The sequence below is a fragment of the Streptomonospora alba genome, assembly GCF_000826685.1.
GTDB classification, from domain to species: Bacteria; Actinomycetota; Actinomycetes; order Streptosporangiales; family Streptosporangiaceae; genus Streptomonospora; species Streptomonospora alba.
This window is the reverse complement of record NZ_JROO01000040.1, coordinates 1-26,148: the sequence shown is the minus strand read 5'-3', so window position 1 is coordinate 26,148 and position 26,148 is coordinate 1. Positions and strand designations below refer to the sequence as shown.

Below are 26,148 nucleotides of genomic sequence, written 5' to 3'. Positions count from 1 at the left end.
GGCTTCCATCGAGTGTGTCGCCGGAGCCGGGAGCGGCGCCGGCGACACACTCGCGCACTCCCGAACCGCTGATCGCCGGTCTCAGCCTGCGCCGTGCTCCAGTTCTTCCAGTGCCGTCTGGGCCTCGTCGAACAGGCGCCGCCGGAGGGGATCGGCGGGCTGGCGCAGTTCGCCGCAGTCATCGCGTAGTTCTCGGAAGGCTTCGGCGGCTTCATCGGGGAGATCGGCGTCGCGGAGTTCGCGGGCCAGGTCCAGGCGTGCGTACAGTGCCTGGCCGGATGCCCGGCCGTAGCTCTCCTGCGCGGTTTCCACCTCCTCTCTGCGGAGCGCCAGGGCGGCGTCGGGGTCGCCCGCCAGCCGGTGGGCGAGGGCGAGGCGGCTGCGCAGGTGCGCGGTCGCCGGCCACTGCACACCCTGGTCCGCGGCCTCGACGAGGGCGGCCTCCAGGTCGGCCGCGGCCTCCTCGGCGCGCCCGGCCCGGGCCAGAGCCTCGCCGCGGTTGGCGCGGGTGGCGAGCAGCTCTTCGTCTCCCGGCGGCCGGGCGCGGCTGCGGTCGGCCAGCAGGGCGTCGTAGTGCCGCGCCGCGGTCTCGGCCCACTGCCGGCCTCGGGTCAGCAGCGCGCCGCCGAGCTGCTCCCGGGCCCCGAACGCGTCCTCGGAGTCGGCGCCGGACACGCGCTCGCAACCGGCCTGCAGCCGCTGCCAGAACTCCACCTCCTGCTCGACCGAATACTGCGGGGACTCGCGCATCCGGTGGCCGGCGGCGAAGAGCAGGTCGGTGTTCCGCTCCAGCAGCGTGTCGCCCGCCGATTCGGCGAGGGCCGCGGTGCAGGCGAGCATGGTCCTGTCGGCATCGGCGCGCTCGTCGGCGGTGGGCGCCGACGGATCCGCGGCGAGGCCGGGGGCGGCACCGGTGGGGGCGTCCAGCCAGTACTCGTGGAGCGCCTCGGCGACCGTGGCGACGGCCCGGGCACAGGCCTCGCCCGTCAAGGCGGCCGAGACCCGCTGCCGCGCCGATTCGTGCACGAGGACCGTCCCCGAGCCGTCGTCGGCCACCTGCCCCAGCGCGCGCAGCTCGGCCAGAGCCGACCGCACCGCTCCGGCGTCGGCCCGCCTCCGCAGGCGGTGGCGCAGTCGATCGGTCAATCGCGGGAGCCGCGGCTGCCCGGGTGCGGCGTCCATGTAGGCGAGGACGCCGCTGGAGGTGGTCAGCAGCTCCTCGGGGAAGCCGTCCGTGCCCAGCAGCGCCGCGATGTCCAGCAGGGCCCGGGCGTGTCGGGACGGCTCGCCGGGTTCTGCGGATGCGGAGGTGTCCGGCCGGTGGGTCATGGGGCCTTTTCGACGACGGTCGCCACTGCTACTCCGCACCGGCGATATCGGTTTCCAACGTGGCGAGCTGGGACTTGGCCCGGCTGATCAGGGCCCACCGGCGGAGGTCGTAGAACCTCAGCCGCGCGCGGCAGTCGGCGAGGACTTCGCGGAGGGCCTCCGCGGCCGCATCGGTGCGGTCGGCTTCCTCCAGCCCGTGGGCGAAGGTCAGCCGCGCGTCGAGCGTCTCGTGGGGGTCCCCGCCGCTCTGCGCCTCGTAGGCCTGGAGGGTCTCGTCGAGACGGCGCTCGGCCTCCTCGTTGCCGCCCGTCCCGCGGCGTGCGGCCGCTAGAGCGAGATGCAGGTGGGTCGTGCCCGCGGAGAACGCGCCGAGCTCCCCTTCGGCCTCGGCCAGAGCCGACTCCATGTCGGCAACGGCCTCCTGCGCCCGCCCGGCTCGGGTGAGCGCCTCGGCGCGAGCGGCGCGTCCGGCGAGCGTCGAGGCGGCCGCCGGTCCGTGTGCACGGCGGGCGTCGGTGGTGAAGTCGTCGTAGAGTTCGACGACCTCCTGGGCATGGTCCCCGTTCTGCCGATGGAGGACGCGCCCGAGTTCCCACAGCGCCACCGAGAGCCGTCCCGGGCCGTGCACACGCTCGTACTCGGCGACCAGGCGGCGCCAGTGGTCCAGTTCGTCGTCGACGGTGTGCTCGGTGGAGTGCCGCAGCCGGTAGCCGTAGGTGTCCAAGAGGTCGTGATCGGCCTCCACCAGCGCCTCGAAACCGATCTCCAGGAGCCCTTCCGCGCGGACGCGCATCGGCGGGTCGAGTTCGGGATCCTCCGGGGCGTCGACGTCCTCCAGGCCGAGTGTCCAGCACACGTCCACGGTATCGGCGGCGGCGACCACGGCCCGGGTCAGCGCTTCCTCCGACAGGTCCGACAGAGCCGCCCGGCGCGCCGGTCCGCTTGCCCGGACGGTCGCGGTCCGGGCGTCGAGCACGGCGCCCTTCTTCGCGAGTCGGCGCAGTGCCGCGTCCACCTCGGCCTCGCCTTTGAGGATGATCGCGACGTGCGCGACCTTGCCGAGGGCGGAGCGCGGTCGGCCGGGTGAGGCGAAGACGTAGCGGTGAACCGACATCTGCTCGCGGAGCGCCGCTTTCGGTACTCCCTGCGGTCCCAGGACGGCCAGCACGTCCAGCACGGCCCGGGCGCTTTTGGAGAGTCGCGCCAGGTCCGGCGCCGCCCTGTCGCGGTCGCCTGCCTCCGGGGGCTCGTCGGCGGAGAGTCGATCGTCAGTCATCGGCTTCTTTCCTGAGGGGGATCGGCCGCACATGTTCCAGCGCCGGATCGGCGGCGTCAACCGCGGCGCCGGAGCCGACACGGAGTCGTCGCGGAGTCGGCATCGGGGCGATGCTCGGGCGGGACGTGCCCGCCCCCGGAGCCGCGGCGGGCCGCGCGGTGTGCCCCTCTATGCATGGTTAGTTGGACGTCCTACTATTGGACTATGGCCAATCCTGAAGACATCGCTGCGGGCCGCGCCCGCTGGCAGGCGCGTTACGACGCGGCGCGCACACCCGGGTCCGGCGGGCGGGGCGGCGCCGCGCCCGAGGCCAGGACCACGCTCTCGGGCGAACCGGTCGAGCCCGTCTACGGGCCGCCGGACGAAGCGGAGGTCCCCGGCTTCGAGCGGATCGGATGGCCGGGGGAGTTCCCCTTCACCCGGGGGCTCTACGCCACCGGATACCGCGGTCGGCCCTGGACCATCCGCCAGTTCGCCGGGTTCGGCAACGCGCGCCAGACCAACGAGCGCTACAGGATGATCCTGGAGAACGGCGGCGGCGGGCTGTCGGTCGCCTTCGACATGCCCACGCTCATGGGCTACGACTCCGACGACTCCATCGCGCTGGGCGAGGTCGGCCACTGCGGCGTCGCCGTGGACTCCGCGGCCGACATGGAGGTCCTCTTCGACAGCATCCCGCTGACCGAGGTCACCACGTCCATGACCATCAGCGGACCGGCGATCCCCGTGTTCTGCATGTACCTGGTCGCCGCCGAGCGCCAGGGCGCCGACACCTCCGTGCTCAACGGCACCCTGCAGACCGACATCTTCAAGGAGTACATCGCGCAGAAGGAGTGGCTCTACCCGCCCGAGCCGCACCTGCGCCTGATCGGCGACCTGATGGAGTACTGCGGCGAGCGCATCCCCGCGTTCAAGCCGCTGTCGGTGTCGGGGTACCACATCCGCGAGGCCGGGGCCACGGCCGCCCAGGAGTTGGCGTTCACCCTCGCCGACGGTTTCGGCTATGTGGAACTGGGCCTCTCGCGCGGTCTGGACGTCAACCGCTTCGCGCCCGGTCTCTCGTTCTTCTTCGACGCCCACGTCGACTTCTTCGAGGAGATCGCGAAGTTCCGCGCCGCCCGCCGGATCTGGGCGCGCTGGATGCGCGACCGCTTCGGCGCCACCGAGGAGCGCGCGCAGTGGCTGCGCTTCCACACCCAGACGGCCGGGGTGTCGCTGACCGCCCAGCAGCCCTACAACAACGTGGTGCGTACCGCGGTCGAGGCGCTGTCGGCCGTGCTCGGCGGTACCAACTCCCTGCACACCAACGCCCTGGACGAGACACTGGCGCTGCCCACGGAGCAGTCCGCCGAGATCGCGCTGCGCACTCAGCAGGTCCTGCGCGAGGAGACGGGTGTGGTCAACGTCGCCGATCCGCTGGGCGGCTCCTACTACCTCGAGGCGCTGACCGACCGCCTGGAGGAGGAGGCCGAGCGCGTGTTCGAGCGCATCGAGCGCATGGGCGGCGGCGCCGAAGCCGAGCACGGCATCGGCCCCATCACCTCGGGCATCCTCGCCGGCATCGACAACGGGTGGTTCACCTCCGAGATCGCCGAGTCCGCATTCCAGTACCAGCAGGCCCTGGAGAAGGACGAGAAGCGCATCGTCGGCGTCAATTGTCACACCTCCTCGGTCACCGGCGAGGTCGAGACCCTGCGCATCAGCCACGAGATCGAGCGCGAGCAGAAGCAGGCGCTGGCCGAGCGCCGCGAGCGGCGCGACCAGGCCGCCGTGGACCGGGCGCTGTCCGACCTGCTCGCCGCCGTGCGCGATCCCGCCCGTCCCAACCTGATCCCGGTCATCCTCGACGCCGTGCGCGCCGAGGCCACGCTCGGCGAGGTCTGCCGGGCCATGGGTCAGGAGTTCGGCACCTACACCGAGGAACCGCGCCTCTGACAGCGCCTGCCGCCGCCCCGGGCCGGCCGCACCGGCCCGGGGCCTGAGGCGCCCGGGCCGGTGCCGGCCCGGGGCGCCGGGCGGTCCGCCGGCCCGGGCGCGGTGACCGCAGGCGGTCGGCACCGCATAACATTCACTGTCCCCCCGCGGTATGGGGCAGGATGGAAGTATGCAGCCTTCGGACTACTCCATGCAGAGCGCGGTCGACCTCGGAGCTCGCAAGGCGGCCTTGGATCGCGAGGCCAAGCGGCAGGCCGACGAGTCGTCCGGCAACGCCAACCCGTATGCCATCGACATCACCGAGGAGAACTTCCAACAGGAGGTCCTCGAGCGCTCGATGAACGCGCCCATCGTCCTAGCGGTGCTCCAGCAGCGTTCCGAGCAGTCGGACCAGACCGAGCGCGCCCTCGACCGGCTGGCCGTCGAGGCAGGCGGCCAGTGGGCCGTCGCAAAGGTCGACGTCCAGGCCAGCCCGCAGATCGCCCAGGCCATGCGCGTACAGGCGGTACCGACGATCGCCATGGTGATCGGCGGCCAGGTCGTTCCCGGCCCGAGCGGGCCGACCACCTACGACCAGCTGCGCGAGTGGCTCGGCCAGATCTTCGACGGCCTGCGCGAGCAGGGCGTGCTGCCCCAGGAGTACAGCGGCCTGGGCGAGCCCCAGGAGGCCGGCGAGGAGGAGCAGGGCGCCGACGGCGAGGCCAGCGCCGCCGACCTGGAGGCCCAGGAGGCCCTCCAGCGCGGCGACTTCGAGGCGGCCGAGGCCGTCTACGCCAAGGCGGTCGAGGCCAACCCGCAGGACGCCGAGGCCAAGCTCAAGCTCGCCCACATCCGCCTCTACGGCCGCGTCAGCAGGCTCGGCGACGCCAACGAGCGCCGCAAGGCCGCCGCCGACGATCCCGATGACGTCCAGGCCCAGATCGACGTCGCCGACATCGACATGTACGGCGGCAAGGTCGAGGACGCGTTCGATCGCCTGGTCGGTACTGTGCGGCGCACCAGCGGCGACGCCCGCGATCAGGCGCGCGAGCACCTGCTGTCGCTGTTCGAGCTGCTGCCGCCCGGCGATCCGCGCGTGGGCAAGGGCCGCCGCGCCCTGACCTCCGCGCTGTTCTGAGCGGGCCGGGCGCCGAGGCCCGCGTATCCCGCTGAGCTGCGTCGGCGCACCGTTGCGGCGGGCGGCCTGACACGCCGCCCGCCGCCGCGGGGCCCGCCCGCGGCCGACGCCCGCCCCCGCGCGCGAACCCGAACGAGGATCGCCGCCGCAAGGTGGCCGGGCGCCCCGCGCCGGGTACCACCGAGGCAACGGGTGCCCGACACGGCGGGCACCGGGGCCGGACCTGGCGGTGAGTGCAATGGCGTACCTGGTGACGGTATCGGCGGCCTTCGGAGCCGGCGGCAGCGTGGTCGGCCCGGCCGTCGCCGAGCGGCTCGGCGTGGCCTTCGTCGACCGCGCCGTCCCCACGGCGGTCGCGCGCGAGATCGGCTGCTCCCTGCAGGATGTGCTCGAACACGACGATCGGGCCCCCACCGGCCTGCAGCGCCTGCTCGCCGGGGCTGCGCGGCTGCCCGCGACCACGCCCGGCAGCATCGACATGACCTACGTGCACGCCGCGGAGGGCAGCGGGCGGCTGCTGTTCGACCAGGAGTTCGTCGAGCACACCGAGCAGGTCATCCGCGAGGTCGCCCAGGCCGGCGGCGTGGTTCTGGGACGCGCCGGCGCGCTGGTGCTCGCCGACCGCCCCGGCGCGTTGCACGTCCGGCTCGACGGCCCGCCCGAGCGCCGCCTGTCCCAGGCCGCCATGCTGCGCGAGCGGGCACCCGGTGCCGACTCCGCCGACAACGCCGCGGACGAGGAGGACGGCCAGGGCGGCGCCGAGGAGCCGTGGCACCCGCCCACCATGCGTGACCTGCGCGACAACGACCGCGCGCGCTCGGCCTACGTCCGCCGCTTCTACCGGGTCGATCCGGCGTCGCCGTCGCTGTACCACGCGGTTCTGGACACCACCGCGCTTCCGCTGGAGACCTGCGTCGACCTCATCGAGCGGATGGCCCGCGAGCGCGCCCGGGATACCTGACCGGGCGCCCGGCCGGCCGGGCACCGGCCCGGCGCCCGCACCGCCGAGCCGGCCTGCGGCGGCCGCGCCGCCCGCTCGGGGCACCGCTCCGTGGCCGCTTTCTCATTCGGGGCCTGCGCCGACGGACTCCCGGTGATGGCACTATGAGAGGTGCACCCACCGGTGCCGTCGTCCGCCGACAGCGTCTCCCGCTGCCAGCCACCGCGGCGGCCGTCGTCCGGCACCGGCGCCAAGAAGCATGATCGCGCCGCCCGGCCTCCGCCGTACCTCCCCCCACGGCATGGCAGGCCTGTGGCAGCCCCGCGGCACATCCGTGAATCACAAGGAGCATTTCGTGGCCACCCTTCCCAGCGTTTCCTATTCGATTACGGTTCGCCTGGAGCTCGACGGGCACGGCAGCGCGGTAGGCAGCCTCACCAACGCCGTCGAGCACGTGGGCGGCGTCATCACCGCCCTGGACGTCGCCTCCGCCGGCCACGAGCGCCTCCGCATCGACGTCACCTGCGCCGCCCGCGACACCGACCACGCCCAGGCCATCGTCGACGCGCTCGGTGCGATCGAGGGCGTCACAGTGCACAAGGTCAGCGACCGCACGTTCCTGCTGCACCTCGGCGGCAAGATCGAGATGAAGTCCAAGGTGCCGCTGCGCAACCGCGACGAGCTGTCCATGGCCTACACCCCCGGCGTCGCGCGGGTCTCCCAGGCCATCGCCGCCAACCCCGACGACGCGCGCCGGCTCACCATCAAGCGCAACAGCGTCGCCGTGGTCACCGACGGCTCGGCGGTGCTGGGGCTGGGCAACATCGGCCCGCAGGCGGCCATGCCGGTGATGGAGGGCAAGTCGGCCCTCTTCAAACGCTTCGCCGACATCGACGCCTGGCCGATCGCCCTGGACACCCAGAACACCGACGAGATCGTGCGCACCGTGCAGCTCCTGGCCCCGGGCTTCGGCGGCATCAACCTGGAGGACATCTCCGCGCCCCGCTGCTTCGAGATCGAGGAGCGGCTGCGCGACCTGCTGGACATCCCCGTCTTCCACGACGACCAGCACGGCACCGCCATCGTCGTGCTCGCCGCACTGCGCAACGCGCTGCGGGTCGTCGGCAAGAACCTCGGCGAGGTGCGCATCGCGATGTCGGGCGCCGGCGCGGCGGGCACCGCGATCCTGAAGCTGCTCATGCACGCCGGCGCCAAGCACGTGGTCGTCTGCGACGTGCACGGCGCGGTGCACACCGGCCGCGGCGACCTCGACCCCAATCTCGCCTGGATCGCCGAGAACACCAACCCCGAGGGCTACGCCGGCGACCTGCGCGGCGCGGTCAGCGGGGCCGACGTGTTCATCGGCGTCTCGGCGCCCAACGTGCTGGAAGGCCCCGACGTCGCCGAGATGAACGACGACTCCATCATCTTCGCGCTGGCCAACCCCGACCCCGAGGTCGATCCCGAGGTCGCCCACCTGCACGCGTCCGTGGTCGCCACCGGGCGCAGCGACTATCCCAACCAGATCAACAACGTGCTGGTGTTCCCCGGCGTCTTCCGCGGCCTGCTCGACGCGCAGAGCGACCACGTCGACGCCGACATGATGGTGGCCGCCGCCAAGGCGCTCGCCGACGTCGTCACCGACGAGGAGCTCGGTCCGCACTACATCATCCCCAGCGTCTTCCAGCCCGATCTGGCCCACCAGGTCGCCGCCTCCGTGCGCGACGCCGCGCTGCGCGAGCAGGCCCAGCGCACCGAGCGCAGGGCCGGGGGCGGCCCGGCCCGCCTGAAGGGGTGACCCGGCGGCGCCCGCTGTCGGCACCCCGCCGACCCCGGCGGCCGGGTGCGCAGAGCGCCGTGCGCCTCCCCGGTCACGCGGCGGCACTGGATTCCGCTGAGCGATGCGGGTAGACGTGGAGCATGGACGAGCCGACTCTGACCGGGAGCCTCCTGGTGGCGACCCCCCTTCTGGAGGACCCCAACTTCCGCAGGGCGGTGGTGTTCGTCGTCGACGACGACCCCGCCGAGGGCACGCTCGGCGTGATCGTCAACCGCCCCTTGGGACTGGCGGTGGGCGAGGTGCTCGAGAACTGGAGCGGGGTGGCCACCGAACCCGCGGTGATGTTCTCCGGCGGCCCTGTGGGCACCGGGGCCGGGCTGGCGCTGGGCATGCCCGGCGGTGACCACGCCCCGTTGGGCTGGCGCCCCCTTGAGGGCGCTCCGCACGAGGGCTCGCAGGTGGAGGGGCTGGGCGTCGTCGACCTCGACACGCCGCCCGAGATCCTCGGCGGTGCGCTCGGCCGCTTCCGCGTCTTCGCCGGATACGCGGGGTGGGGCGCGGGCCAGTTGGCCGACGAGATCGACGAGGACGCGTGGTACGTCGTGCCCGCCGTGGTCGACGACGTGTTCTCCGCCGAGCCCGAGTCGCTGTGGCCGCGGGTGCTGCGCCGCCAGGGCGGGGATCTCGCCTTGGTATCGACCTATCCCGACGACCCCACTCTGAACTGAGCGCCGGCTCCGCCGGATACCGTGGAACGAGCATGGAGGAGGTGTGAGGGCCCGATGGCAATGGACGTTGTCAACAAGGTGCTTCCGGACAGTGAGACCCGGCCGGATGTTTCGCACGACGACGGCGACCGCGAGCGGTTCGCGCATTACGTGCAGAAGGACAAGATCACTGAGAGCGCCATAACCGGCAATCCGGTGATCGCCCTGTGCGGCAAGGTGTGGGTGCCCAACCGCGACCCGAAGAAGTTCCCGGTCTGCCCTGAGTGCAAGGAGATCTACGAGGAGATGATGAAGGGCTGACCTCGCGGTCCCGCCCTCCGGGGCGGTACGCGGCCCGGTGATCCCGCGCGGGCGGCAGCGCCGTGCCGCGGGGGGAGCGCGATGCGGTCCGGTCCCCCGGGCCGCTGCGGGCGGTGGTCGGCACGGGCGGCCGCCCGGAGGAGACGGGCGCGGCGGCGTGACGCCCCGCGCCCTCGGCGTTTCCCGCGCCCGCCCGGGGAGGCGCGAAAGCGTGCATGGCCGCCTTTGCGGGTTCGTGCGGATTCGGCGGGGATCGCTGCCTGCGGGCCGCGGGCGCGGTACCCTCCACTGTGGGCCGATCGCCGCATTCGGGCCCCACGGCGAAGAACGCGCAGTGCGTGCCGAATGCGTCCCGAGGCCACCCGACTCCAACACCCCCGACCGCCGCACCCCCGCCCACACGCAACGGAGATGCGCTCACTGTGCGCGGGCGGCCGGGCGGCGGCAACCGACGGCAGGTCACATGGTCTCCACCAGAGAACGGCATGGGCACCGCACCGGGCACCGGGGCCACGCCCGGGGGCGCCGCAGGAAGCCCCCTGAGCGCCGCCGCGGCGGCGGCGACATCGCCCGCGGGATCGTGCGCACCGTCGGCGAGCTGCTGTTCACAGCCGGTGTGCTGATGCTCTTCTTCGCCGCCTACGAGGTCTACGGCAAGCAGCTGGAAACCGACCAGGAGCAGCAGCAGCTCGCCCAGGGCCTGGAGGAGAGCTGGTCCGAGCAAGAGGAGCAGGGCCCCGACGCCGGAGCCATGCCCGGCGCCGCCAACAGCCGGCTCTACGTCCCCGAGCTGGACCTGAAGTGGGTCGTCGTCAACGGCGTCTCCCAAGAGGACATCCGCTACAGCCCGGGCCACTACGGCGACGAGGCCGTCTCCGGCGGTGACGCCACCGCCCCCGGCGAGCAGGGCAACTACGCCGTTGCCGGGCACCGCAACCCCGGCATCTTCTGGGATCTGGACGTGCTGGAGAACGGCGACGAGCTCGTCCTCGAGGATGCCGAGAACTTCTACACCTACGAGGTGATCGAGGAGCGCACGGTCACCCCCGACCAGGTCGAGGTCGTCGACCCCGACCCGTTCGACTCCGAGAACAACGACGACCCGCAGCGCAGCCTGCTGACGCTGACCACCTGCGCACCCAAGCTCGACAACACCCACCGGCTGGTCGTCCACGCCGAACTGACCGACACCCGCCCCAAGGAGGACGGCATGCCCGACAGCATCGCCGACATGGCTCCGGACGAGCAGGCAGAGGGGGAGTGATCGGCGGATGTACGGACTGATCTGGCGCCTGCTCCCGGGCCCCTGGCCGGTGCGCCTGCTGCTGGCGGCGGTATTGGTGGCGGGCGTCGCGGCGGGGCTGTGGTACTACGCCTTCCCGGCGATCGACCCCTACATGCCATTCAACAGCGGGGCCGTCGACACCTCCGAGGGCGGCGGCTGAGGACCCGCGGCGCCAGGCCTCCGGCGCCGGTGCGCCTCCGCGCCGGCCCGCGCCCCGGCGCGGCGTGACGAACGCACCCGTGGACACGCGGCATGCGCCGAGGCGCAGCGGGATACCCTCGTCCCCGTGAGCATCTGGGGTATTTCAGCATGACGCTTGTCGACACCAACACCGAGGACCGGCTGAGCGGTCTGCGGCAATGGCAGCGCGAGGCCTACGAGGAGTACTTCCGCCGGGAGCCGCGCGACTTCCTCGCGGTGGCCACGCCCGGCGCCGGAAAGACCACGTTCGCGCTGACCCTCGCCGCCGAGCTGCTGTCACGCCACACCGTCCGCTCCGTCACCATCGTCTGCCCCACCGAGCACCTGAAGAAGCAGTGGGCCGAGGCCGCCGCCGCGTTCGGTATCGCGATCGACCCGGACTTCAAGAACGGGCAGGGCGCACTCGGCAAGCAGTACACGGGTGCCGCCATCACCTATGCGCAGGTCGCGGCGCACCCCATGCTCCACCGGAACCGCACCGAGGCCCGCCGCACCCTGGTGATCTTCGACGAGATCCACCACGCCGGCGACGCGCTCTCCTGGGGCGAAGGCGTGCGCGAGGCCTTCGATCCGGCGGCGCGGCGGCTGGCGCTGACGGGCACGCCCTTTCGCTCCGACGTCAATCCCATCCCGTTCGTCGAGTACGTGCAGGACACCAACGGCGTGCGGCGCTGCGCCTGGGACTACAGCTACGGCTACGCCCCGGCGCTGGCCGACGGCGTCGTGCGCCCCGTCATGTTCATGGCCTACTCCGGCGAGATGCGCTGGCGCACCACGGCCGGCGACGAGCTGGCTGCGCGGTTGGGCGAGCCGCTCACCCAGGACGCGCTGGCCCAGGCGTGGCGCGCCGCCCTGGATCCCAAGGGCGACTGGATCACGAAGGTGCTGGCCGCCGCCGACCGCAGGCTCACCGAGGTGCGCAACAGCCATCCGGACGCGGGCGGCTTGGTGATCGCCACCGACCACGAGAACGCCCGCGCCTACGCCCGCATCCTGCGCCGGATCACCGGGCGCGGCGCCACCGTGGTGCTCTCCGACGACCCCACCGCCAGCAAGAAGATCAACCGGTTCGCCGACTCCGACGACCGGTGGATGGTCGCGGTGCGCATGGTCTCCGAAGGGGTGGACGTGCCGCGGCTGATGGTGGGCGTCTACGCCACCACCACCAGCACGGCGCTGTTCTTCGCCCAGGTGGTGGGCCGCTTCGTGCGTATGCGCCGGCGCGGCGAACTCGCCTCGGTCTTCCTGCCGTCGGTGCCGACCCTGCTGGAGTACGCGGGCGAGCTGGAGCGCGAGCGCGACCATGCGCTCGACCGCCCTCTGCGCGAGGACGACGATCCCGAGCAGGAGATGGTCGAGGAGTCCCGCAAGAAGCGGGACACGCCCGACGCCGGCGACGAGATCCCCTTCGAGACCATGGAGGCCTCGGCCGAGTTCGACAGGGCGCTCTACGACGGCTCGGAGTTCGGCGGCGGCACGCCGGACTCGCCCGAGGAGGAGGACTTTCTCGGGCTGCCCGGCCTACTGGAGCCCGAGCAGGTCAGCCAGCTTCTGCGCAAGCGCAAGTCCGAGCAGAAGGCCAACGAGCTCAAGGCGCCCAAGGAGCAGGAGAGCGGGCCGCCCGCCCACGAGGTTCTCGCCGATCTGCGCAAGGAGCTGAACTCGCTGGTGGGCGCCTGGCATCACCGCACCGGACAGCCGCACGGCGTGATCCACAGCGAGTTGCGCCGCGTCTGCGGCGGGCCGCCCATCGCCCAGGCCAGCCAGGAGCAGATCCGGGAGCGCATCGCCAAGATCCGCGCGTGGGCGACGGGGCAGCGGTAGCGACTCGGCCCGGCGCACGGCGGCCCGTCCTGTCGCCGCGCACCGCTCGCACGTCCGCGCGGGGCGACGGCCGCGCAAGAACCGGCAAACAGTTCGCAAGCTGGGCACGTCGCCCGAGATGTGTTGTAACCATGTAACTACCGTCCGTGTTTATGGACGACGGTGGAAAAACCTTGGGTAATGCCATCAGCGGCAAATCGGGCGCCGCGGTGCGGCTGTGCTGTGCCCTGGCCGTGGGAGCCGGTGTGTTGGCGGGCGGTGCGCTGACCGCCGTGCCCGCCGCGGCGGAGACGACCGCCCGGCCCGCCGACTGCCCGATCGAGAACAGCTCCGAGGGGAGCGGCGATTTCCGCCGCGACAAGGACGGGCACCTCACCGCAGCACAGGCCGCCGCCTATGAGCGCGAACTGCGCGCCGCCCTGCGCGCCCGCCAGGGCCCGCACACCGGACAGACGCAGCAGGCGGCGACGGTGCCGGTCGCGGTGCACATCGTGCACGCCGAGGACGGGACCGGCGACCTCGACGACAGCACCGTGCGCGAGCAGATCGAGGTGATGGACAAGGCGTTCGGCGGCGGCAACTCCGGCGCCGACACCGGATTCGGCTTCCGGCTCGCCGACCTCACCCGCACCGCCGACGACGCGTGGTTCGAGGATTTCGGCGCGCACGAGGACGAGATCAAGAGCGGCCTGCACCAGGGCGGCGCCGGGACGCTCAACCTCTACATCACCCGCCTGGGCGAGGGAGTGCTGGGCCAGGCCACGTTCCCGCAGGAGTACCCGGACGATCCCGACAACGACGGTGTGGCGGTCGACCACCGCACCGTCCCCGGCGGCGGACGCGAGGGCTTCGACCTCGGCTACACCGCCGTCCACGAGACCGGCCACTGGCTCGGCCTCTTCCACACCTTCCAGAACGGGTGCACCGATCCGGGCGACTACGTCGACGACACGCCCTACGAGGCCGAGCAGTCCTCCGGCTGCCCCGAAGGCCGCGATACCTGCCCGACGCGCGAGGGCGACGATCCCGTCCACAACTTCATGAACTACAGCGACGACCCGTGCCTGAACCACTTCACCCAGGGACAGGCCCGGCGCATGTCCGAGCACTGGACGGCGTTCCGCGACCCGCAGCAGCGAACCGACCGGGAACCCCGGCCGCGGCCCTGAGCCGCACACCGCCGCGCGGGGCCCTCCGCGGCCCGGAGCGCCCCGCGGACGCTTCCCGGCGCCGGGGCCCTGACCGCCGACGACTCCGGTGTCCGGCACGGTCGCGTCGGCGGAGGCCGCTACGAGCGGTCGGACCGCGCCGGCCGCACGGGCGCGCGATCCACAGCCCGCACCCGGTGGCTCCGGGGCTCGCCGGCGCGCCGATAAACTCGGCGGCATGGCAGCGACCAAGACCTACCTCACGGGCATCCAGACCTCGGGCATGCCCCACCTCGGCAACTACTACGGCGCGATCCGGCCCGCGCTGACCGCAGCCGAGTCCAACGACAGCCTGTACTTCCTCGCGGACTACCATTCGCTGAACTCCATAAAGGACCCCGCGAAGCTGCGCGAGGACATCCGGTCGGTCGCCGCCACCTGGCTGGCCTGCGGGCTCGATACCGAACGCACGGTGCTCTACCGCCAGTCGGCCGTCCCCGAGGTGTTCGAGCTGGCCACCATCCTGGCCACCGTCACCGCCAAGGGCCTGATGAACCGCGCGCACGCCTACAAGGCGGCGCGCGACCGCAACGAGGCCGCGGGCGGCGCCGATCTCGACGCCGGGATCAACATGGGCCTGTTCAACTACCCCATCCTCATGGCCGCCGACATCCTCATCATGGAGACCGACGTCGTCCCCGTCGGCCGCGACCAGGCCCAGCACATCGAATACACCGTCGACATCGCCCAGGCGTTCAACCACCTCTACGGCGAGCACTACAGCTTCCCGATCCCCGAAGGCGCCTACCCCGAAGGCGGCGGCAGCATCCTGCCCGGCGTCGACGGGCGGAAGATGAGCAAGTCCTACGACAACCACATCCCGCTGTTCATGCCGGAGAACAAGCTCAAGAAGCTGGTCCGGCGCATCCCCACCGACTCCACGCCCGTCGAGGAGCCCAAGGACCCCGACGCCTCCGTGCCGTTCCAGCTGCTGTCCTACCTCGCCGCGGCCGAGCGCACCCAGGACGTCCGCAAGCGTCTGGAGGCCGGCGGCATGGGCTGGGGCGAGCTCAAGAACGAGCTCTTCGAGGAGATCGACACCCGGTTCGGGCCGATGCGTGACCGCTACGACGAGCTGATGGCTCCGGGCAGCGAACTCGACGGGATCCTGGAGGCCGGCGCCCAGCGCGCCCGCCGGCGCGCCGCGGCCACCCTCGCGAAGGTCCGCCGCGCGATCGGCATCGACTAGCTCGGTCGGCGGAGTGTGCGGAACCCTCCGGGAACGCGCCTTTGGCGACACTTCGCGTTCCCGGGGCTCCGTCTCCGCCGAGACTGGGTCCCGTGCGTCCGGCGGCCCCGACCGCTTGAGCGGGTCTAGCATGGGCGAGCCCCGACGCGCTGCGCGGCGGGGGACCACCCCGACCCCGGCAGCTGCGAGGACGCATGACCTCCGATTCACGCCGCCCGCCTCGGATCGGCACCGCGGCCGGCCCACCGGGCGTGCGCGCTGCGGCCGCCGCGCTGCGCGGCCTGTCCCCGTACGCGTTCTTCATCGAAAACGAGGTCGCCGGCCTGGCCGAGGTCGTCCGCCCCGGCGACGTCTGCCTTGACATCGGCGCCGAGTACGGGCTGTACACCCTGGCCCTGGCCGGCCTCGCCGGTCCCGGCGGCCGGGTCTGCGCCGTCGAGCCGCTGCCCGGACCGGCCCGGTTCCTGCGGTCGGCGACGCGCACGCTGGGGGCCCGCAACGTCCGGGTGCTGCGCCGCGCCGTCGGCGCCGAGGAGGGCACGGGCACGCTGAGTCTGCCGCTGCGGCGCGGGCTGCCCGTGCACGGCCGCGCCTTTCTGACCACCGGGGCGTGCGGCGCGGGACCCAACGCCGAGTTCCGCGGCGAGCGGACCGTCGCCGCGCCCGTGACCACGCTCGACGCGCTGGTCGGCGAGCTGGGGCTGGAGCGCGTCGATTTCATCAAGGCCGACGTCGAGGGTGCCGAACTGGCGGTGCTCGACGGCGCCGCGACGACGCTGCGCACGCACCGTCCCGCGCTGCTGCTCGAAATCGAGGACCGGCACCTGGCCAAGTACGGAGCGCGCGCTGCCGATCTCGTCGAGCGGCTGGCGCAGACGGGCTATCGCATGCAGGCGTGGGTGGGCGGCGCGTGGCGCAGCGCCGACCGGGTGCGGGAGGGCCACCGCAACTACCTGTTCACGGCTCGGTCCCGGGGCTGACCCGTACCGGGGGCCGATGTGCGTCCTCGGCGGCCCCACCGGCGTACGCGCGGCGCCCGGTGCGGGTGCACGCACCGCGGGCTCCCGCGGCGGCGCACCCGCCCGGCCGAGGGCGATGCTCAGGCCGCCACGACCGGATCGCCCACCAGCCGTACGCCGTGCTCCTTCATGCTGGTCTGCGCGGCGTCGACGCTCTCGCGCGAGACGCCCGCCGTCAGCCCCAGCAGAACCCGGGTGTCGAACCCCTTGCCGGACGCGTCCAACGCCGTCGCGCGCACGCAGTGGTCGGTGGCGATCCCCACGATGTCGACGGCGGCCGCGCCGTTGTCGTTCAGCCACTGCTCCAGGCTGCGCCCCTCGTCGGTCTCGCCTTCGAAGCCGCTGTAGCCGGAGCTGTACTGCCCCTTGCGGAACACGGCGTCGACGTCGCCGGTCTCGAAGCCGGGGTGGAAGTCGGCGCCGGGTGTGCCCGCCACGCAGTGCGGCGGCCAGCTGTTCACGAAGTCGGGGTCGTCGGAGAAGTGGGGTCCGGGGTCGATGTGGTGGTCGCGGGTGGCGGCGACGCTGCCGTACTGGGCGCGGTTCTCCGCGATGTAGCGGGAGATGTCCGAGGCCACCGAGGCGCCGCCGGACACGGCCAGGCTGCCGCCCTCGCAGAAGTCGTTCTGCACGTCGACGACGATCAATGCCCGCATTGCGGTCCTCCTTCCGCCGGGTGGGGCGGCGCTGAGCGGCTCCCGGCGCCGGTCGCGTCCGTCGGTCCCGGCGCGCCGGCCCACCCGACTCCGTCTGTGTTCTTCCTGCCCGGCAGGCCCGCGGGTCAGACCTGGGCGGGCTGTTCGAAGCGGGTCGGGATGACCGGCTCGCCCCGATGCATGCGGTACACGGTCTCCGGCAGTTCGGCGATGGAGCGGGCGTGGCGCTCACGTGCCTTCGAGAGCGGTTCGCGGCCCACGACCTCACCGCCGGAGACCAGCCGCTGCAGCAGCGGGCGCAGGCGCGCCTCGTGCTGGGGCGGCTTCTCGTGCACGAACTCGGTGGTGGCCACGCCCTCCTCGTTCAGCCCGCGCGACGCCCACTTGCGCCCGCCCCGGCTGGGCTTGCCCACCGACCGTTTCGCCACCGGCACCAGCTCCTCGCTGTCACCGTGCGCGGAGCGGGCGACGAGCTTGTAGACCAGCGACGCGGTGGGCGCGCCGGATCCGGTCACCAGTGCGGTGCCGACCCCGTAGCCGTCGACCGGGGCGACCGCCAAGGCCTGGATGGCGTGCTCGTCGAGGTCGCCGGTGACGATGACGCGTGCGTCGGGGGCGCCGAGCTCGTCGAGCTGGCGGCGCACCCGAAACGCGGTGCGGCTGAGGTCGCCGGAGTCGACGCGCACGCCCCCCAGGCCCGAGCCGCCCAGCTCGACGGCGGTGCGTACCGCCTCCTCCACGTCGAAGGTGTCCACCAGCAGCGTGGTGTCGCCGCCCAGGGCGCGAAGCTGCGCCTCGAAGGCCTCACGCTCGGTGTCGTGCACCAGTACGAACGAGTGCGCGCTGGTGCCCGCCGTGGGGATGCCGTACCGGCGCCCCGCCTCCAGGTTGGAGGTCGTGGAGAACCCGGTCAGGTAGGAGGCGCGGGCCGCCGCCACCGCCGACATCTCGTGTGTGCGGCGCGATCCCATCTCGATGATGGGACGCTCCCCGGCGGCCAGCGCCATGCGCGAGGCCGCCGAGGCGATGGCGCTGTCGTGGTTGTAGATGGACAGCGCGACGGTCTCCAGCAGCACCGATTCGGCGAAGGTGCCCTCGACCACCAGGATCGGCGATCCGGGGAAGTAGCACTCGCCCTCGCCGTAGCCCCAGACGTCGCCGGAGAAGCGGTAGTCGGCGAGCCACTGCAGTGTCGCGTCGTCGAACCCGCCGGTGTCAGCGAGGTAGTCCACCGCCGCGGTGTCGAACCGGAAGCGCTCCAGCGCCTCCAGGAACCTCTCGGTGCCGGCGACGACGCCGTATCCGCGGTTCTCGGGGAGCCTGCGGGCGAACATCTCGAACACGGTTCGGCGGTTCGCGGCCCCGCTCTGCAGGGCCCCTTGCAGCATCGTCAACTCGTACCTGTCGGTGAGGAGCGCGCTGCTCGCATCGTCGGTCATAGCGAACCAGACTAGTTTGTGACTATCGGTATCAAAATAGGACGCCTGTTATGACTCTGCCCACGAGAAGCACCCTCCAACAGTGGCACCATGGAGGGCAGCGGACGCGAACCCGCGGCGGCGCCCGGCGTCGCAGCCCACAGGGAGCCGCATGGCGGGCGTCCCCACAAGACCAGCCGGAGACGGTGACCGAGGCAGGTGAACCACCCATGAGTACGGCCCCGGCCGATCTGGAGCGTCCCGAGACCGAGGAGCGGGCGGCACCGGATCTCCCGTGGGTGACGATCGTGTGGAACGATCCGGTCAACCTGATGTCGTATGTCACCTACGTCTTCCAGACCGTATTCGGCTACCCCCGGAGCAAGGCGCATCAGCTCATGCTGGACGTGCACTACAAGGGCCGCGCCGTGGTCTCCAGCGGCAGCAGGGAAGAGATGGAGCGCGACGTCGCCACCCTGCACGAATACGGCCTGTGGGCCACACTGCAGCAGGACAAGTGACGGGCGGCCAGGGAAAGGCGACTGGATGACTTTCGGATTCCGAGCCCTCGGCGGCGGCGTGGTGATCGACCTCGACGCCGACGAGGCCGACATCCTGCGCGCCATGGCCGGGCTCGTCCTGGACCTGGTCGAAGCGCCGCCGGAGAAGGAGGAGTTCGAGCGCATCGTCGGCATCGGCGCCAACACCGAGAAGCCCGACGACCCCGTGCTGGCCCGGCTCTTCCCCGACGCCTACGGCGACGACGCCGGCGCCGCCGGCGATTTCCGGCGCTACACCGAGGACGGCCTGCGTGTGCACAAGCGCGAGAACGCCCGCTCGCTCCTGGACGCGCTGCCCGATTCCGGCGGCGGGCGTGTCGAACTCGATCTCGGCGGCGCGCACGCCTGGATGAAGTCGCTGAACGACGTCCGGTTGGCCTTGGGCACCCGGCTCGGGATCGACGAGGAGACCCACGACGCCTACCTGCGTGGCGAGGACTCGGTGCCCGAGACCGATGCGGCGGCCATGCACCTCTACGACTGGCTCGGCATGCTCCAGGAGAGCCTGGTGGAGGCGCTGTTCGACGCCGCCGGGCAGCAGGAGTGAGTGCCGGGCGACAAGCCATACCCAGTGGGTGGGTATGGAAATTTCCTCGGCTACGCTGAGACCCATGCTGAGGATCAACCGCACGATCTACGACCGGATCGTCGCTCATGCGCGCCGCGACCACCCCGACGAGGCGTGCGGCGTCGTCGCCGGCCCGGAGGGTTCCGACCGGCCCGAGCGGTTCATCGAGATGGCCAACGCCGAGCGCTCCCCGACGTTCTACCGGTTCGACTCCAAGGAGCAGCTCAAGGTCTGGCGGGAGATGGACGACCGCGACGAGGAGCCCGTGGTCATCTACCATTCCCACACGGCCACCGAGGCCTATCCCTCGCGCACCGACATCTCCTACGCGTCCGAGCCCAACGCCCACTACGTGCTCGTCTCCACCCGCGACCCGGAGACCGAGGAGTTCCGCTCCTACCGCATCGTGGACCAAGAGGTGACCGAGGAGCCGGTCGAGGTCGTCGAGGCCGAGCCCGCCCCCTAGGGCGGCGGCGCGCACGGCCGGAAACCACCACCGCCGCCGCCCCGCCCCGGTGCACGCCGCCCTCCCGGCGCGGAATCAGCGGTGGGCCCGGCCTGTTGGAAACCACAGCAACGGAGTGCGCGCCCGCGCGCGGTCCCCGTGGGCGTGCGGTCGGCGTCCGCCCGCCCGCGACACCACACAGACGCAGACGTCCACACGCTACGGAGAAACGCTCATGGCCACCGAGGTCCGCATCCCCACGATCCTTCGCAACCTGACCGGCGACGCCAAGGCGGTCGAGGGCGAGGGCTCCTCACTCGGCGAACTCATCACCGACCTCGACAAGCGCCACCCCGGGCTGCAGGAACGCCTCGTCGAGGACGGCAAACTGCGCCGCTTCATCAACGTCTACCTCAACGACGAGGACGTCCGCTTCCTCGGCGGTATGGACGCTCCGGTCGCCGACGGCGACACCGTCACTATCCTGCCCGCGGTCGCGGGCGGCATGCGCTGACCGCCGCCATGCGATTCGACTCCCTGCTGGACTCTCTGGGCGGCACCCCGCTTGTGGGGCTGCCCCGGCTCTCGCCGACGCCGAGCGTGCGGCTGTGGGCGAAACTCGAAGACCGCAACCCCACCGGCTCGATCAAGGACCGCGTCGCGTTCTCCATGATCGAGCAGGCCGAGAAGGACGGGCTGCTGTCGCCGGGCTGCACCATCCTGGAGCCGACCTCCGGCAACACCGGCATCTCCCTTGCCATGGTCGCCAAGCTGCGCGGCTACCGGATGGTCTGCGTGATGCCCGAGAACACCTCGGCCGAGCGGCGCCAGCTGCTGGAGATGTGGGGAGCGGAGATCCACTACTCCCCGGCCCAGGGCGGCTCCAACGAGGCGGTGCGGGTGGCCAAGGCCATGTCCGCCGAGCACCCCGACTGGGTGATGCTCTACCAGTACGGCAATCCGGCCAACGCCCGCGCCCACTATGAGACGACGGGGCCCGAGCTGCTGGCCGACCTTCCCGGGATCACGCACTTCGTGGCCGGATTGGGCACGACCGGCACCCTCATGGGGGTCGGCCGCTATCTGCGCGAGCAGCGGCCCGACGCCAAGATCGTGGCCGCCGAGCCCCGCTACGGCGAACTGGTCTACGGACTGCGCAACCTCGACGAGGGGTTCGTGCCCGAGCTCTACGACGAGTCGGTGCTCACCACGCGGTTCTCGGTGCCCTCCGACGCCGCGCTGAAGCGCACCCGCGAGCTGCTGGAGAACGAGGGCATCTTCGCCGGCATCTCCACCGGCGGCGCACTGCACGCGGCGATGGGCATGGCCACCAAGGCGGTCAAGGCCGGCGAGGAGGCCGACATCGCGTTCGTCATCGCCGACGCCGGCTGGAAGTACCTCTCCACCGGAGCCTACGAGGGCACGCTGGAAGAGGCCGAGAAGCGCATCGACGGCCAGCTCTGGGCATAGCCCCCTCGGCGCCGCAGATGAGAGCGGGCGGGCCCCGGAACGCGACCGGGGCCCGCCCGCTCACCCGCCGTCGCCCCCGCCCTGATCGCCGATCGGGGGCCGGTGACCCGGTCAGAACGGCGTTCGGTTCAATGGGACCCATGACCCGATTCGACACCGCCACCGCCGTCACCGCCTCCTCCGACGAAGGCCTCTACACCGCCGACCTCGACTCCGGCTACCTCATCGGCCAGGCGATGAACGGCGGCTATCTGATGGCCGTGATGCAGCGCGCGGCGCTGGAGGCCTCCCCGCACCCGCACGCGGTCTCCTCCTCGTTCCACTTCCTGCGCCCCGCCGCGGACGGGGCCGCCGAGGTCCAGGTCGAGGTCCTCAAGGCCGGGCGCACCGTCGCCACAGTGCGGGTCACGCTGCGCCAAGAGGGCAAGCCCCGCGTCACCGGAACCATCGCGACCGCCGAGGTCGACGCCGGTGCGGTGCCCGAGTACACCGTGGCGGCGCCGCAGCTGCCGCCCATGGACCAGTGCCGCCTCTACGACCCGCGTGCCGGCGTCGAGAACGCACCCCCCTTCACCCGCCGGGTCGCCCAGTTCTACACCGAGGACTCCTGGCAGCGGCTGCTGGGCCGCGAGTCCGACCCCGTGCCCGATCTGGCGGGGTACGTGCACGTCAGCGCGGAGGACGGCGGCCCCGCCTGCGACGACCCCGCCCTGTTCCTTCCGCTGGCCGTCGACGCCCTGCCTCCCGTGATCACCGTCTTCGGCTCCTGGCGCTGGGCCCCCACCGTCGAACTCACCTGGCACATGCGCGCGGTGCCCCAGCCGGGGCCGCTGATGTTCAGCTCGCGTGCCGACGCCGTCAACGACGGCTGGTTCGACGAGACGGTGGACGTGTGGGACGTGAAGGGAACCCTCGTGGCGCAGAGCCGCCAGCTCGCGCGGGCGGGACGCTGACCCGAACGGTTGCTGCCACCCTGACCGGGGAAAACTCCGGGAGTTGGCATATGTGAACATCTCACATGTGATTCAACACGCGTGAGACTCGGGCCACATTCGGTACCGCCGCTGCGGTCATTGGGGTAGACCCGTAACACGGAGAACACGCAGGGGCCCACCTCGCGATACACCGGCTTCACGTGTGCGTCTCCGCGGAGGCACCCCAGCGAAAAGGCTATGCACCGTGCGACTCACCATCATCGGCTCTTCGGGAAGCTTCCCCGGCCCGGCCAGCCCCGCTTCCTGCTACCTGGTGGAGGCCGAGGGGTTCCGGCTCCTGCTGGACATGGGGAACGGGGCGCTCGGCGTGCTGCAGCGGCACGTCGACATCTACGGGATCGACGCCGTCTACCTCAGCCACCTGCACGCCGACCACTGCTTCGACCTCTGCTCGTACTGGGTGGCCCGCACCTATGCGCCCGGCGGTCCGAAACTTCCCATCCCGGTCTACGGGCCGCCGGGCGTGGCCGACCGCATGGCCGAGGTCTACGGACTGGACTCCGACCCCGGCATGCGCGAGACCTTCGACTTCCGCGAGCTCGCTCCCGGTGAGATCGCCATCGGCCCGATGACCGCGCGCCTGGACCGGGTCAACCACCCCGTCGACGCGTTCGGTATCCGCCTGGAGCACCAAGGCAGCAGCCTGGCCTACAGCGGCGACACCGGCGCCTGCGACGAGCTCGTCGACCTCGCCTCCGACACCGACCTCTTCCTGTGCGAGGCGTCCTTCCACGACCACCGCGAACACCCCAAGGACATGCACCTGACCGGGAGCGAGGCCGGCGAACACGCACAGCGCGCGGCGGCTCAGCGGCTCGTGCTGACCCACCTGGTGCCCTGGAACGACGACGAGTGCACCCTGACCGAGGCCCGCAGCACATTCGACGGGCCCGTCGACATCGCCCGTTCCGGCGCCGTCTACGAGGTCGGCAACGCCGCCCTCAACCCCGTCTAAGGCGGGCGGGGCGCGTCAGCACCGCGGCTAGGGCCGCACACTGGAGACGGGGACGGGCGTGCGGCGCCGACTGCCGATCCGCGCGGGAGCGGCCTTCCTGCTCAGCCCTGCTAGGGCGTGTCGGCCTGGGCCTGCGGCGTGGCGCCGGCGGCCGGGCTCGCGGGCACAGGCTCGGTGCCGTCCTGGGGCGCCGAATCCGCGAGGAGTTCCCGTGCGGCCCCCGTGGCACCGTCCAGCAGGTCGCCGGTGTCCACCCGGGCGGTGTTGCTCGTCGTGGCCACCAGCATGCCCGGCAGGTGCAGCTTCACCCCGGTGAACATCTCGCCGCTGTCCCACTCGGCGAGCCCGCCCATCGCCGAGACCGCCTCCGTGGTGAAGAAGGAGCGGTCGCGCTGGGCCCGTACCGGCACATGGCCCGAGTAGTCCACGACGCTGTTCTCGGGCGCGAAGGTCACCATCACGACTTCGCTGCCGTCGCTGGGGTCGAAGCCCGCCCAGGAGCACTCCAGCCGCTTCTCCGTGCGGACCCCGGTGAACTCCGGCCGCTCCAGCTCGCCGACGACGTCGGACATGTGCTCCTCGATGCCCGTGGCCGCGCACGACGCGGGCAGCGGCAGCGGCTCGACGCCGCGGTCCTCGGCCGCTTCGCCCTTGACGGCGCTGGGCGAGGTCGAAGGGCCGGTCACGGACTCGCCGCCGACGGCGGACCAGCCCGGGGAGGACGCCGCCGGATCGCTCGCCGAGGGCGAGTCCCCGCCCGAGGGCTCGTCGGGCGCGGATGCGCAGCCCCCGGCGGCCAGTGCGACGACGGCCGCGGCGACGGCCAACCGCGTCCGCGAGACCTCTCTCGGAACGAATCTCATCGCGTGCTGACCCTCTACATCCGGCGGTGCTCAGGCCGCCCGCGATCCGCGACCGCGTCGGCGCCTCCCATGGTGTCACCTTCCGGACGCGTACCGGTGCCTGGCGGCGAGACCGTAAGCCAAGGGATACCTCGGCTCCACCGGCCGTGCGTGTGCGGTCCGGCGGCGCGTCGAGGGCGTCGCGCAGATAGGCTTTCGCGCATGGCACGACCTGACGGACGCGCTCCGAACCAACTGCGACCCGTAACGATCACCCGCAACTGGCTGCGGCACGCGGAAGGGTCCGCCCTCATCGAATTCGGTGACACCCGCGTGCTGTGCGCGGCCACCGTCGAAGACGGTGTTCCGCGCTGGCGGCGCGGCACCGGCGAGGGCTGGGTCACCGCGGAGTACGCGATGCTGCCCCGATCCACCGACACCCGCGGCGCGCGGGAGTCGGTCAAAGGCAAGATCGGCGGCCGCACCCACGAGATCTCCCGCTTGGTGGGGCGCTCTCTGCGCGCCGTGGTCAACTTCAAGGCGATGGGCGAGCACACCGTGACGCTGGACTGCGACGTGCTCCAGGCCGACGGCGGTACCCGCACCGCGGCGATCACCGGCGCCTATGTGGCCTTGGCTGACGCCTTCAAGCACCTGCGCAAGAAGCGCAACCTGAAGAACAACCCGCTCAAGGACTCGGTGTCGGCGATCAGCGTCGGCATCATCCAGGACCAGCCGCGGCTGGACCTGAACTACCTGGAGGACTCGGTCGCCCAGACCGACATGAACGTCGTGGTCACCGGTGAGGGCGAGTTCGTCGAGGTGCAGGGCACGGCTGAGGGCGCGCCGTTCGACCGCGCCCGGCTCGACAGCCTGCTCGACCTGGCCGTGGCCGGCTGCGCGGAGCTCACCGAGTTCCAGAAGAAGGCGCTGGCCGGATGAGCGACCGCATCACGGTGGTGCTGGCCACCCGCAACGCCAAGAAGCTGCCGGAGATGCGGGCGATCCTGACCGAGGCGGGGCTGGACGCCGACGTGGTGGGGCTCGCGGACTACCCGGACGCCCCGGAGGTCGCGGAGACCGAAGCGACCTTCACGGGCAACGCGCGCCTGAAGGCGCACGCGATCGCCCGGCACACGGGGCTGCCGGCGGTCGCCGACGACTCCGGGTTGCGCGTCGACGCGCTCAACGGGATGCCGGGAGTGCTGTCGGCGCGCTGGTCCGGGCGCTTCGGCGCGGAGTCCGGCGACAGGGACGCGGCCAACCTCGACCTCGTGCTCGACCAGCTTGCAGACACCCCCGACGAGCGGCGTGGAGCCGAGTTCGTGGCCGCGGCGGTGCTCGTGGTGCCGCACGGCGCCGCGCCCGGCCCCGAGAAGGAGGTCGAGGAGGCCGTCGAAGGTGTGCTCCGCGGGCGTCTCCTGCGCGAGCGCCGCGGAGGCGCCGGTTTCGGCTACGATCCGATCTTCGTCCCGGACGGCTGGACGCGGACCACGGCGGAGATGAGCGCCGAGGAGAAGAACGCCATCAGCCACCGCGGGATCGCCTTCCGCAAGCTGGCCCGGAGACTGGGCGAGCGGCTGTGAGCCCGGGCCCTGCGGCCGCCGGCGATCGTCGGCACAGCCCGAGGTCGCGTTCGGCCCTCGCGGTTTTGCACCGGGGCCCGATCCATGGTTAAGATGAAGGGCTGAAGGGGAACTCCGGTGGAGCATACGGACCCGGCGCAGGCCGGTGCCGTGAGCCCGCCGACAGTCCACGATCTTTCGGGTGAACCGTTCGCGGCAGTCGCAGTGAGCGGGTAGCCTGGACAGAGCAAGGCAGCCGAGAACCGAACATCCTCCGGGATGGGCGGTCGGCCGGTCCGACACACGGACAACACGGACGCATAGCGGACGTGCTCCCAGCACTTGCCCGAGCCTCGATGAAACGCATTCGGTACTTCCGCGTGCGGTGTGTCCTGGTTCGGTGATTGCGACCGTGTGAACGACCACGCGGCGTTCGGCGGGTACACGCAGAATTCACCGATTTGGTGGGCTTGCGAAATCCCTGCTAACGTGAAGACATAACAAAGAGCGGATCGCAAACCGCGCTTCGGCGCGGTTCGGTGT

Annotated in this window: 26 protein-coding genes; 21 read left to right on the top strand and 5 right to left on the bottom strand. The window is 71.9% G+C overall.

Annotated elements, in window-relative coordinates:
• Nucleotides 1–81: 81 nt before the first annotated feature.
• Both LP52_RS19955 and LP52_RS19950 read right to left on the bottom strand, forming a co-directional pair.
• The gene (locus LP52_RS19955) at nucleotides 82–1,329 is read right to left on the bottom strand and encodes a tetratricopeptide repeat protein (RefSeq protein WP_040275822.1); all 1,248 of its coding nucleotides are present in this window, start codon (nucleotides 1,327–1,329) and stop codon (nucleotides 82–84) included.
• A 28-nt stretch (nucleotides 1,330–1,357) separates the two neighbouring features.
• A complete protein-coding gene (locus LP52_RS19950) occupies nucleotides 1,358–2,605 on the bottom strand; it encodes a hypothetical protein (RefSeq protein WP_040275821.1) in 1,248 nt (415 codons plus the stop codon).
• 204 nt (nucleotides 2,606–2,809) lie between these two features.
• Between LP52_RS19950 and LP52_RS19945 the strand changes: the two genes are divergently transcribed.
• The 12 genes from LP52_RS19945 (at nucleotide 2,810) to LP52_RS19890 (ending at nucleotide 16,092) form a co-directional block, all read left to right on the top strand.
• Nucleotides 2,810–4,540: an acyl-CoA mutase large subunit family protein gene (locus LP52_RS19945; protein WP_040275819.1), complete on the top strand. Its 1,731-nt coding sequence runs from the start codon at nucleotides 2,810–2,812 to the stop codon at nucleotides 4,538–4,540.
• Nucleotides 4,541–4,709: 169 nt separating this feature from the next.
• The gene (locus LP52_RS19940; RefSeq protein WP_040275818.1) at nucleotides 4,710–5,657 is read left to right on the top strand and encodes a tetratricopeptide repeat protein; all 948 of its coding nucleotides are present in this window, start codon (nucleotides 4,710–4,712) and stop codon (nucleotides 5,655–5,657) included.
• 238 nt (nucleotides 5,658–5,895) lie between these two features.
• Complete coding sequence (locus LP52_RS19935; RefSeq protein WP_040275816.1) at nucleotides 5,896–6,618, top strand: cytidylate kinase-like family protein; 723 nt, start codon at nucleotides 5,896–5,898, stop codon at nucleotides 6,616–6,618.
• 334 nt (nucleotides 6,619–6,952) lie between these two features.
• Nucleotides 6,953–8,395, top strand: a complete 1,443-nt coding sequence (locus LP52_RS19930) for an NAD-dependent malic enzyme (RefSeq protein WP_052810056.1) — start codon at nucleotides 6,953–6,955, stop codon at nucleotides 8,393–8,395.
• Between the two features lie 122 nt (nucleotides 8,396–8,517).
• Complete coding sequence (locus tag LP52_RS19925; protein ID WP_040275814.1) at nucleotides 8,518–9,105, top strand: YqgE/AlgH family protein; 588 nt, start codon at nucleotides 8,518–8,520, stop codon at nucleotides 9,103–9,105.
• A 54-nt stretch (nucleotides 9,106–9,159) separates the two neighbouring features.
• Nucleotides 9,160–9,405, top strand: a complete 246-nt coding sequence (locus LP52_RS19920; RefSeq protein WP_040275810.1) for a DUF3039 domain-containing protein — start codon at nucleotides 9,160–9,162, stop codon at nucleotides 9,403–9,405.
• A 463-nt stretch (nucleotides 9,406–9,868) separates the two neighbouring features.
• Nucleotides 9,869–10,669: a class E sortase gene (locus LP52_RS19915; RefSeq protein WP_084723352.1), complete on the top strand. Its 801-nt coding sequence runs from the start codon at nucleotides 9,869–9,871 to the stop codon at nucleotides 10,667–10,669.
• Nucleotides 10,670–10,676: 7 nt separating this feature from the next.
• Nucleotides 10,677–10,850, top strand: coding sequence for a hypothetical protein (locus LP52_RS27830; RefSeq protein WP_040275809.1), 174 nt, complete (start codon nucleotides 10,677–10,679; stop codon nucleotides 10,848–10,850).
• Nucleotides 10,851–10,999: 149 nt separating this feature from the next.
• Nucleotides 11,000–12,715: a DEAD/DEAH box helicase gene (locus tag LP52_RS19905; protein ID WP_040275808.1), complete on the top strand. Its 1,716-nt coding sequence runs from the start codon at nucleotides 11,000–11,002 to the stop codon at nucleotides 12,713–12,715.
• Nucleotides 12,716–12,888: 173 nt separating this feature from the next.
• Nucleotides 12,889–13,884, top strand: a complete 996-nt coding sequence (locus tag LP52_RS19900; RefSeq protein ID WP_238581010.1) for a zinc metalloprotease — start codon at nucleotides 12,889–12,891, stop codon at nucleotides 13,882–13,884.
• A 217-nt stretch (nucleotides 13,885–14,101) separates the two neighbouring features.
• Complete coding sequence (locus tag LP52_RS19895) at nucleotides 14,102–15,112, top strand: tryptophan--tRNA ligase (RefSeq protein ID WP_040275807.1); 1,011 nt, start codon at nucleotides 14,102–14,104, stop codon at nucleotides 15,110–15,112.
• Between the two features lie 194 nt (nucleotides 15,113–15,306).
• Nucleotides 15,307–16,092, top strand: coding sequence for an FkbM family methyltransferase (locus tag LP52_RS19890; protein WP_084723351.1), 786 nt, complete (start codon nucleotides 15,307–15,309; stop codon nucleotides 16,090–16,092).
• Nucleotides 16,093–16,211: 119 nt separating this feature from the next.
• On the opposite strand, the gene LP52_RS19885 is transcribed toward LP52_RS19890, so the two are convergent.
• Together LP52_RS19885 and LP52_RS19880 are read right to left on the bottom strand one after the other, a co-directional pair.
• Nucleotides 16,212–16,787, bottom strand: a complete 576-nt coding sequence (locus tag LP52_RS19885) for an isochorismatase family protein (RefSeq protein ID WP_040275806.1) — start codon at nucleotides 16,785–16,787, stop codon at nucleotides 16,212–16,214.
• A gap of 125 nt (nucleotides 16,788–16,912) precedes the next feature.
• Nucleotides 16,913–18,226, bottom strand: a complete 1,314-nt coding sequence (locus LP52_RS19880; protein ID WP_040275805.1) for a nicotinate phosphoribosyltransferase — start codon at nucleotides 18,224–18,226, stop codon at nucleotides 16,913–16,915.
• Nucleotides 18,227–18,435: 209 nt separating this feature from the next.
• On the opposite strand from LP52_RS19880, the gene clpS reads away from it, so the two are divergent.
• The 7 genes from clpS (at nucleotide 18,436) to LP52_RS19845 (ending at nucleotide 23,198) form a co-directional block, all read left to right on the top strand.
• On the top strand, nucleotides 18,436–18,726 hold the full coding sequence (gene clpS / locus LP52_RS19875) for an ATP-dependent Clp protease adapter ClpS (protein ID WP_040275804.1): 291 nt from the start codon (nucleotides 18,436–18,438) through the stop codon (nucleotides 18,724–18,726).
• A gap of 25 nt (nucleotides 18,727–18,751) precedes the next feature.
• Complete coding sequence (locus LP52_RS19870) at nucleotides 18,752–19,312, top strand: DUF2017 domain-containing protein (RefSeq protein WP_040275803.1); 561 nt, start codon at nucleotides 18,752–18,754, stop codon at nucleotides 19,310–19,312.
• Between the two features lie 64 nt (nucleotides 19,313–19,376).
• Nucleotides 19,377–19,799 (top strand): Mov34/MPN/PAD-1 family protein, encoded by a 423-nt coding sequence (locus tag LP52_RS19865; protein ID WP_040275802.1) that lies wholly within the window; start codon nucleotides 19,377–19,379, stop codon nucleotides 19,797–19,799.
• Between the two features lie 214 nt (nucleotides 19,800–20,013).
• Nucleotides 20,014–20,292 (top strand): MoaD/ThiS family protein, encoded by a 279-nt coding sequence (locus LP52_RS19860; protein ID WP_040275801.1) that lies wholly within the window; start codon nucleotides 20,014–20,016, stop codon nucleotides 20,290–20,292.
• Between the two features lie 8 nt (nucleotides 20,293–20,300).
• A complete protein-coding gene (locus LP52_RS19855) occupies nucleotides 20,301–21,248 on the top strand; it encodes a PLP-dependent cysteine synthase family protein (RefSeq protein ID WP_040275800.1) in 948 nt (315 codons plus the stop codon).
• A gap of 140 nt (nucleotides 21,249–21,388) precedes the next feature.
• Nucleotides 21,389–22,201 (top strand): thioesterase family protein, encoded by an 813-nt coding sequence (locus LP52_RS19850; RefSeq protein WP_238581009.1) that lies wholly within the window; start codon nucleotides 21,389–21,391, stop codon nucleotides 22,199–22,201.
• A 226-nt stretch (nucleotides 22,202–22,427) separates the two neighbouring features.
• Nucleotides 22,428–23,198, top strand: coding sequence for an MBL fold metallo-hydrolase (locus tag LP52_RS19845; RefSeq protein WP_040275798.1), 771 nt, complete (start codon nucleotides 22,428–22,430; stop codon nucleotides 23,196–23,198).
• A gap of 110 nt (nucleotides 23,199–23,308) precedes the next feature.
• Here LP52_RS19845 and LP52_RS19840 read toward each other — a convergent pair whose 3' ends face one another.
• Nucleotides 23,309–24,061 carry a hypothetical protein gene (locus LP52_RS19840; RefSeq protein ID WP_157036406.1) on the bottom strand — a complete coding sequence of 251 codons (753 nt, stop codon included), beginning with the start codon at nucleotides 24,059–24,061 and terminating at the stop codon, nucleotides 23,309–23,311.
• Nucleotides 24,062–24,262: 201 nt separating this feature from the next.
• On the opposite strand from LP52_RS19840, the gene rph reads away from it, so the two are divergent.
• Nucleotides 24,263–24,982 (top strand): ribonuclease PH, encoded by a 720-nt coding sequence (rph, locus tag LP52_RS19835; protein ID WP_052810053.1) that lies wholly within the window; start codon nucleotides 24,263–24,265, stop codon nucleotides 24,980–24,982.
• Entirely contained in the window at nucleotides 24,979–25,626 is a 648-nt protein-coding gene (gene rdgB, locus LP52_RS19830) for an RdgB/HAM1 family non-canonical purine NTP pyrophosphatase (protein ID WP_040275797.1), read from the top strand. Before rph ends, rdgB begins: the two co-directional genes overlap by 4 nt.
• Nucleotides 25,627–26,148 lie beyond the last annotated feature (522 nt).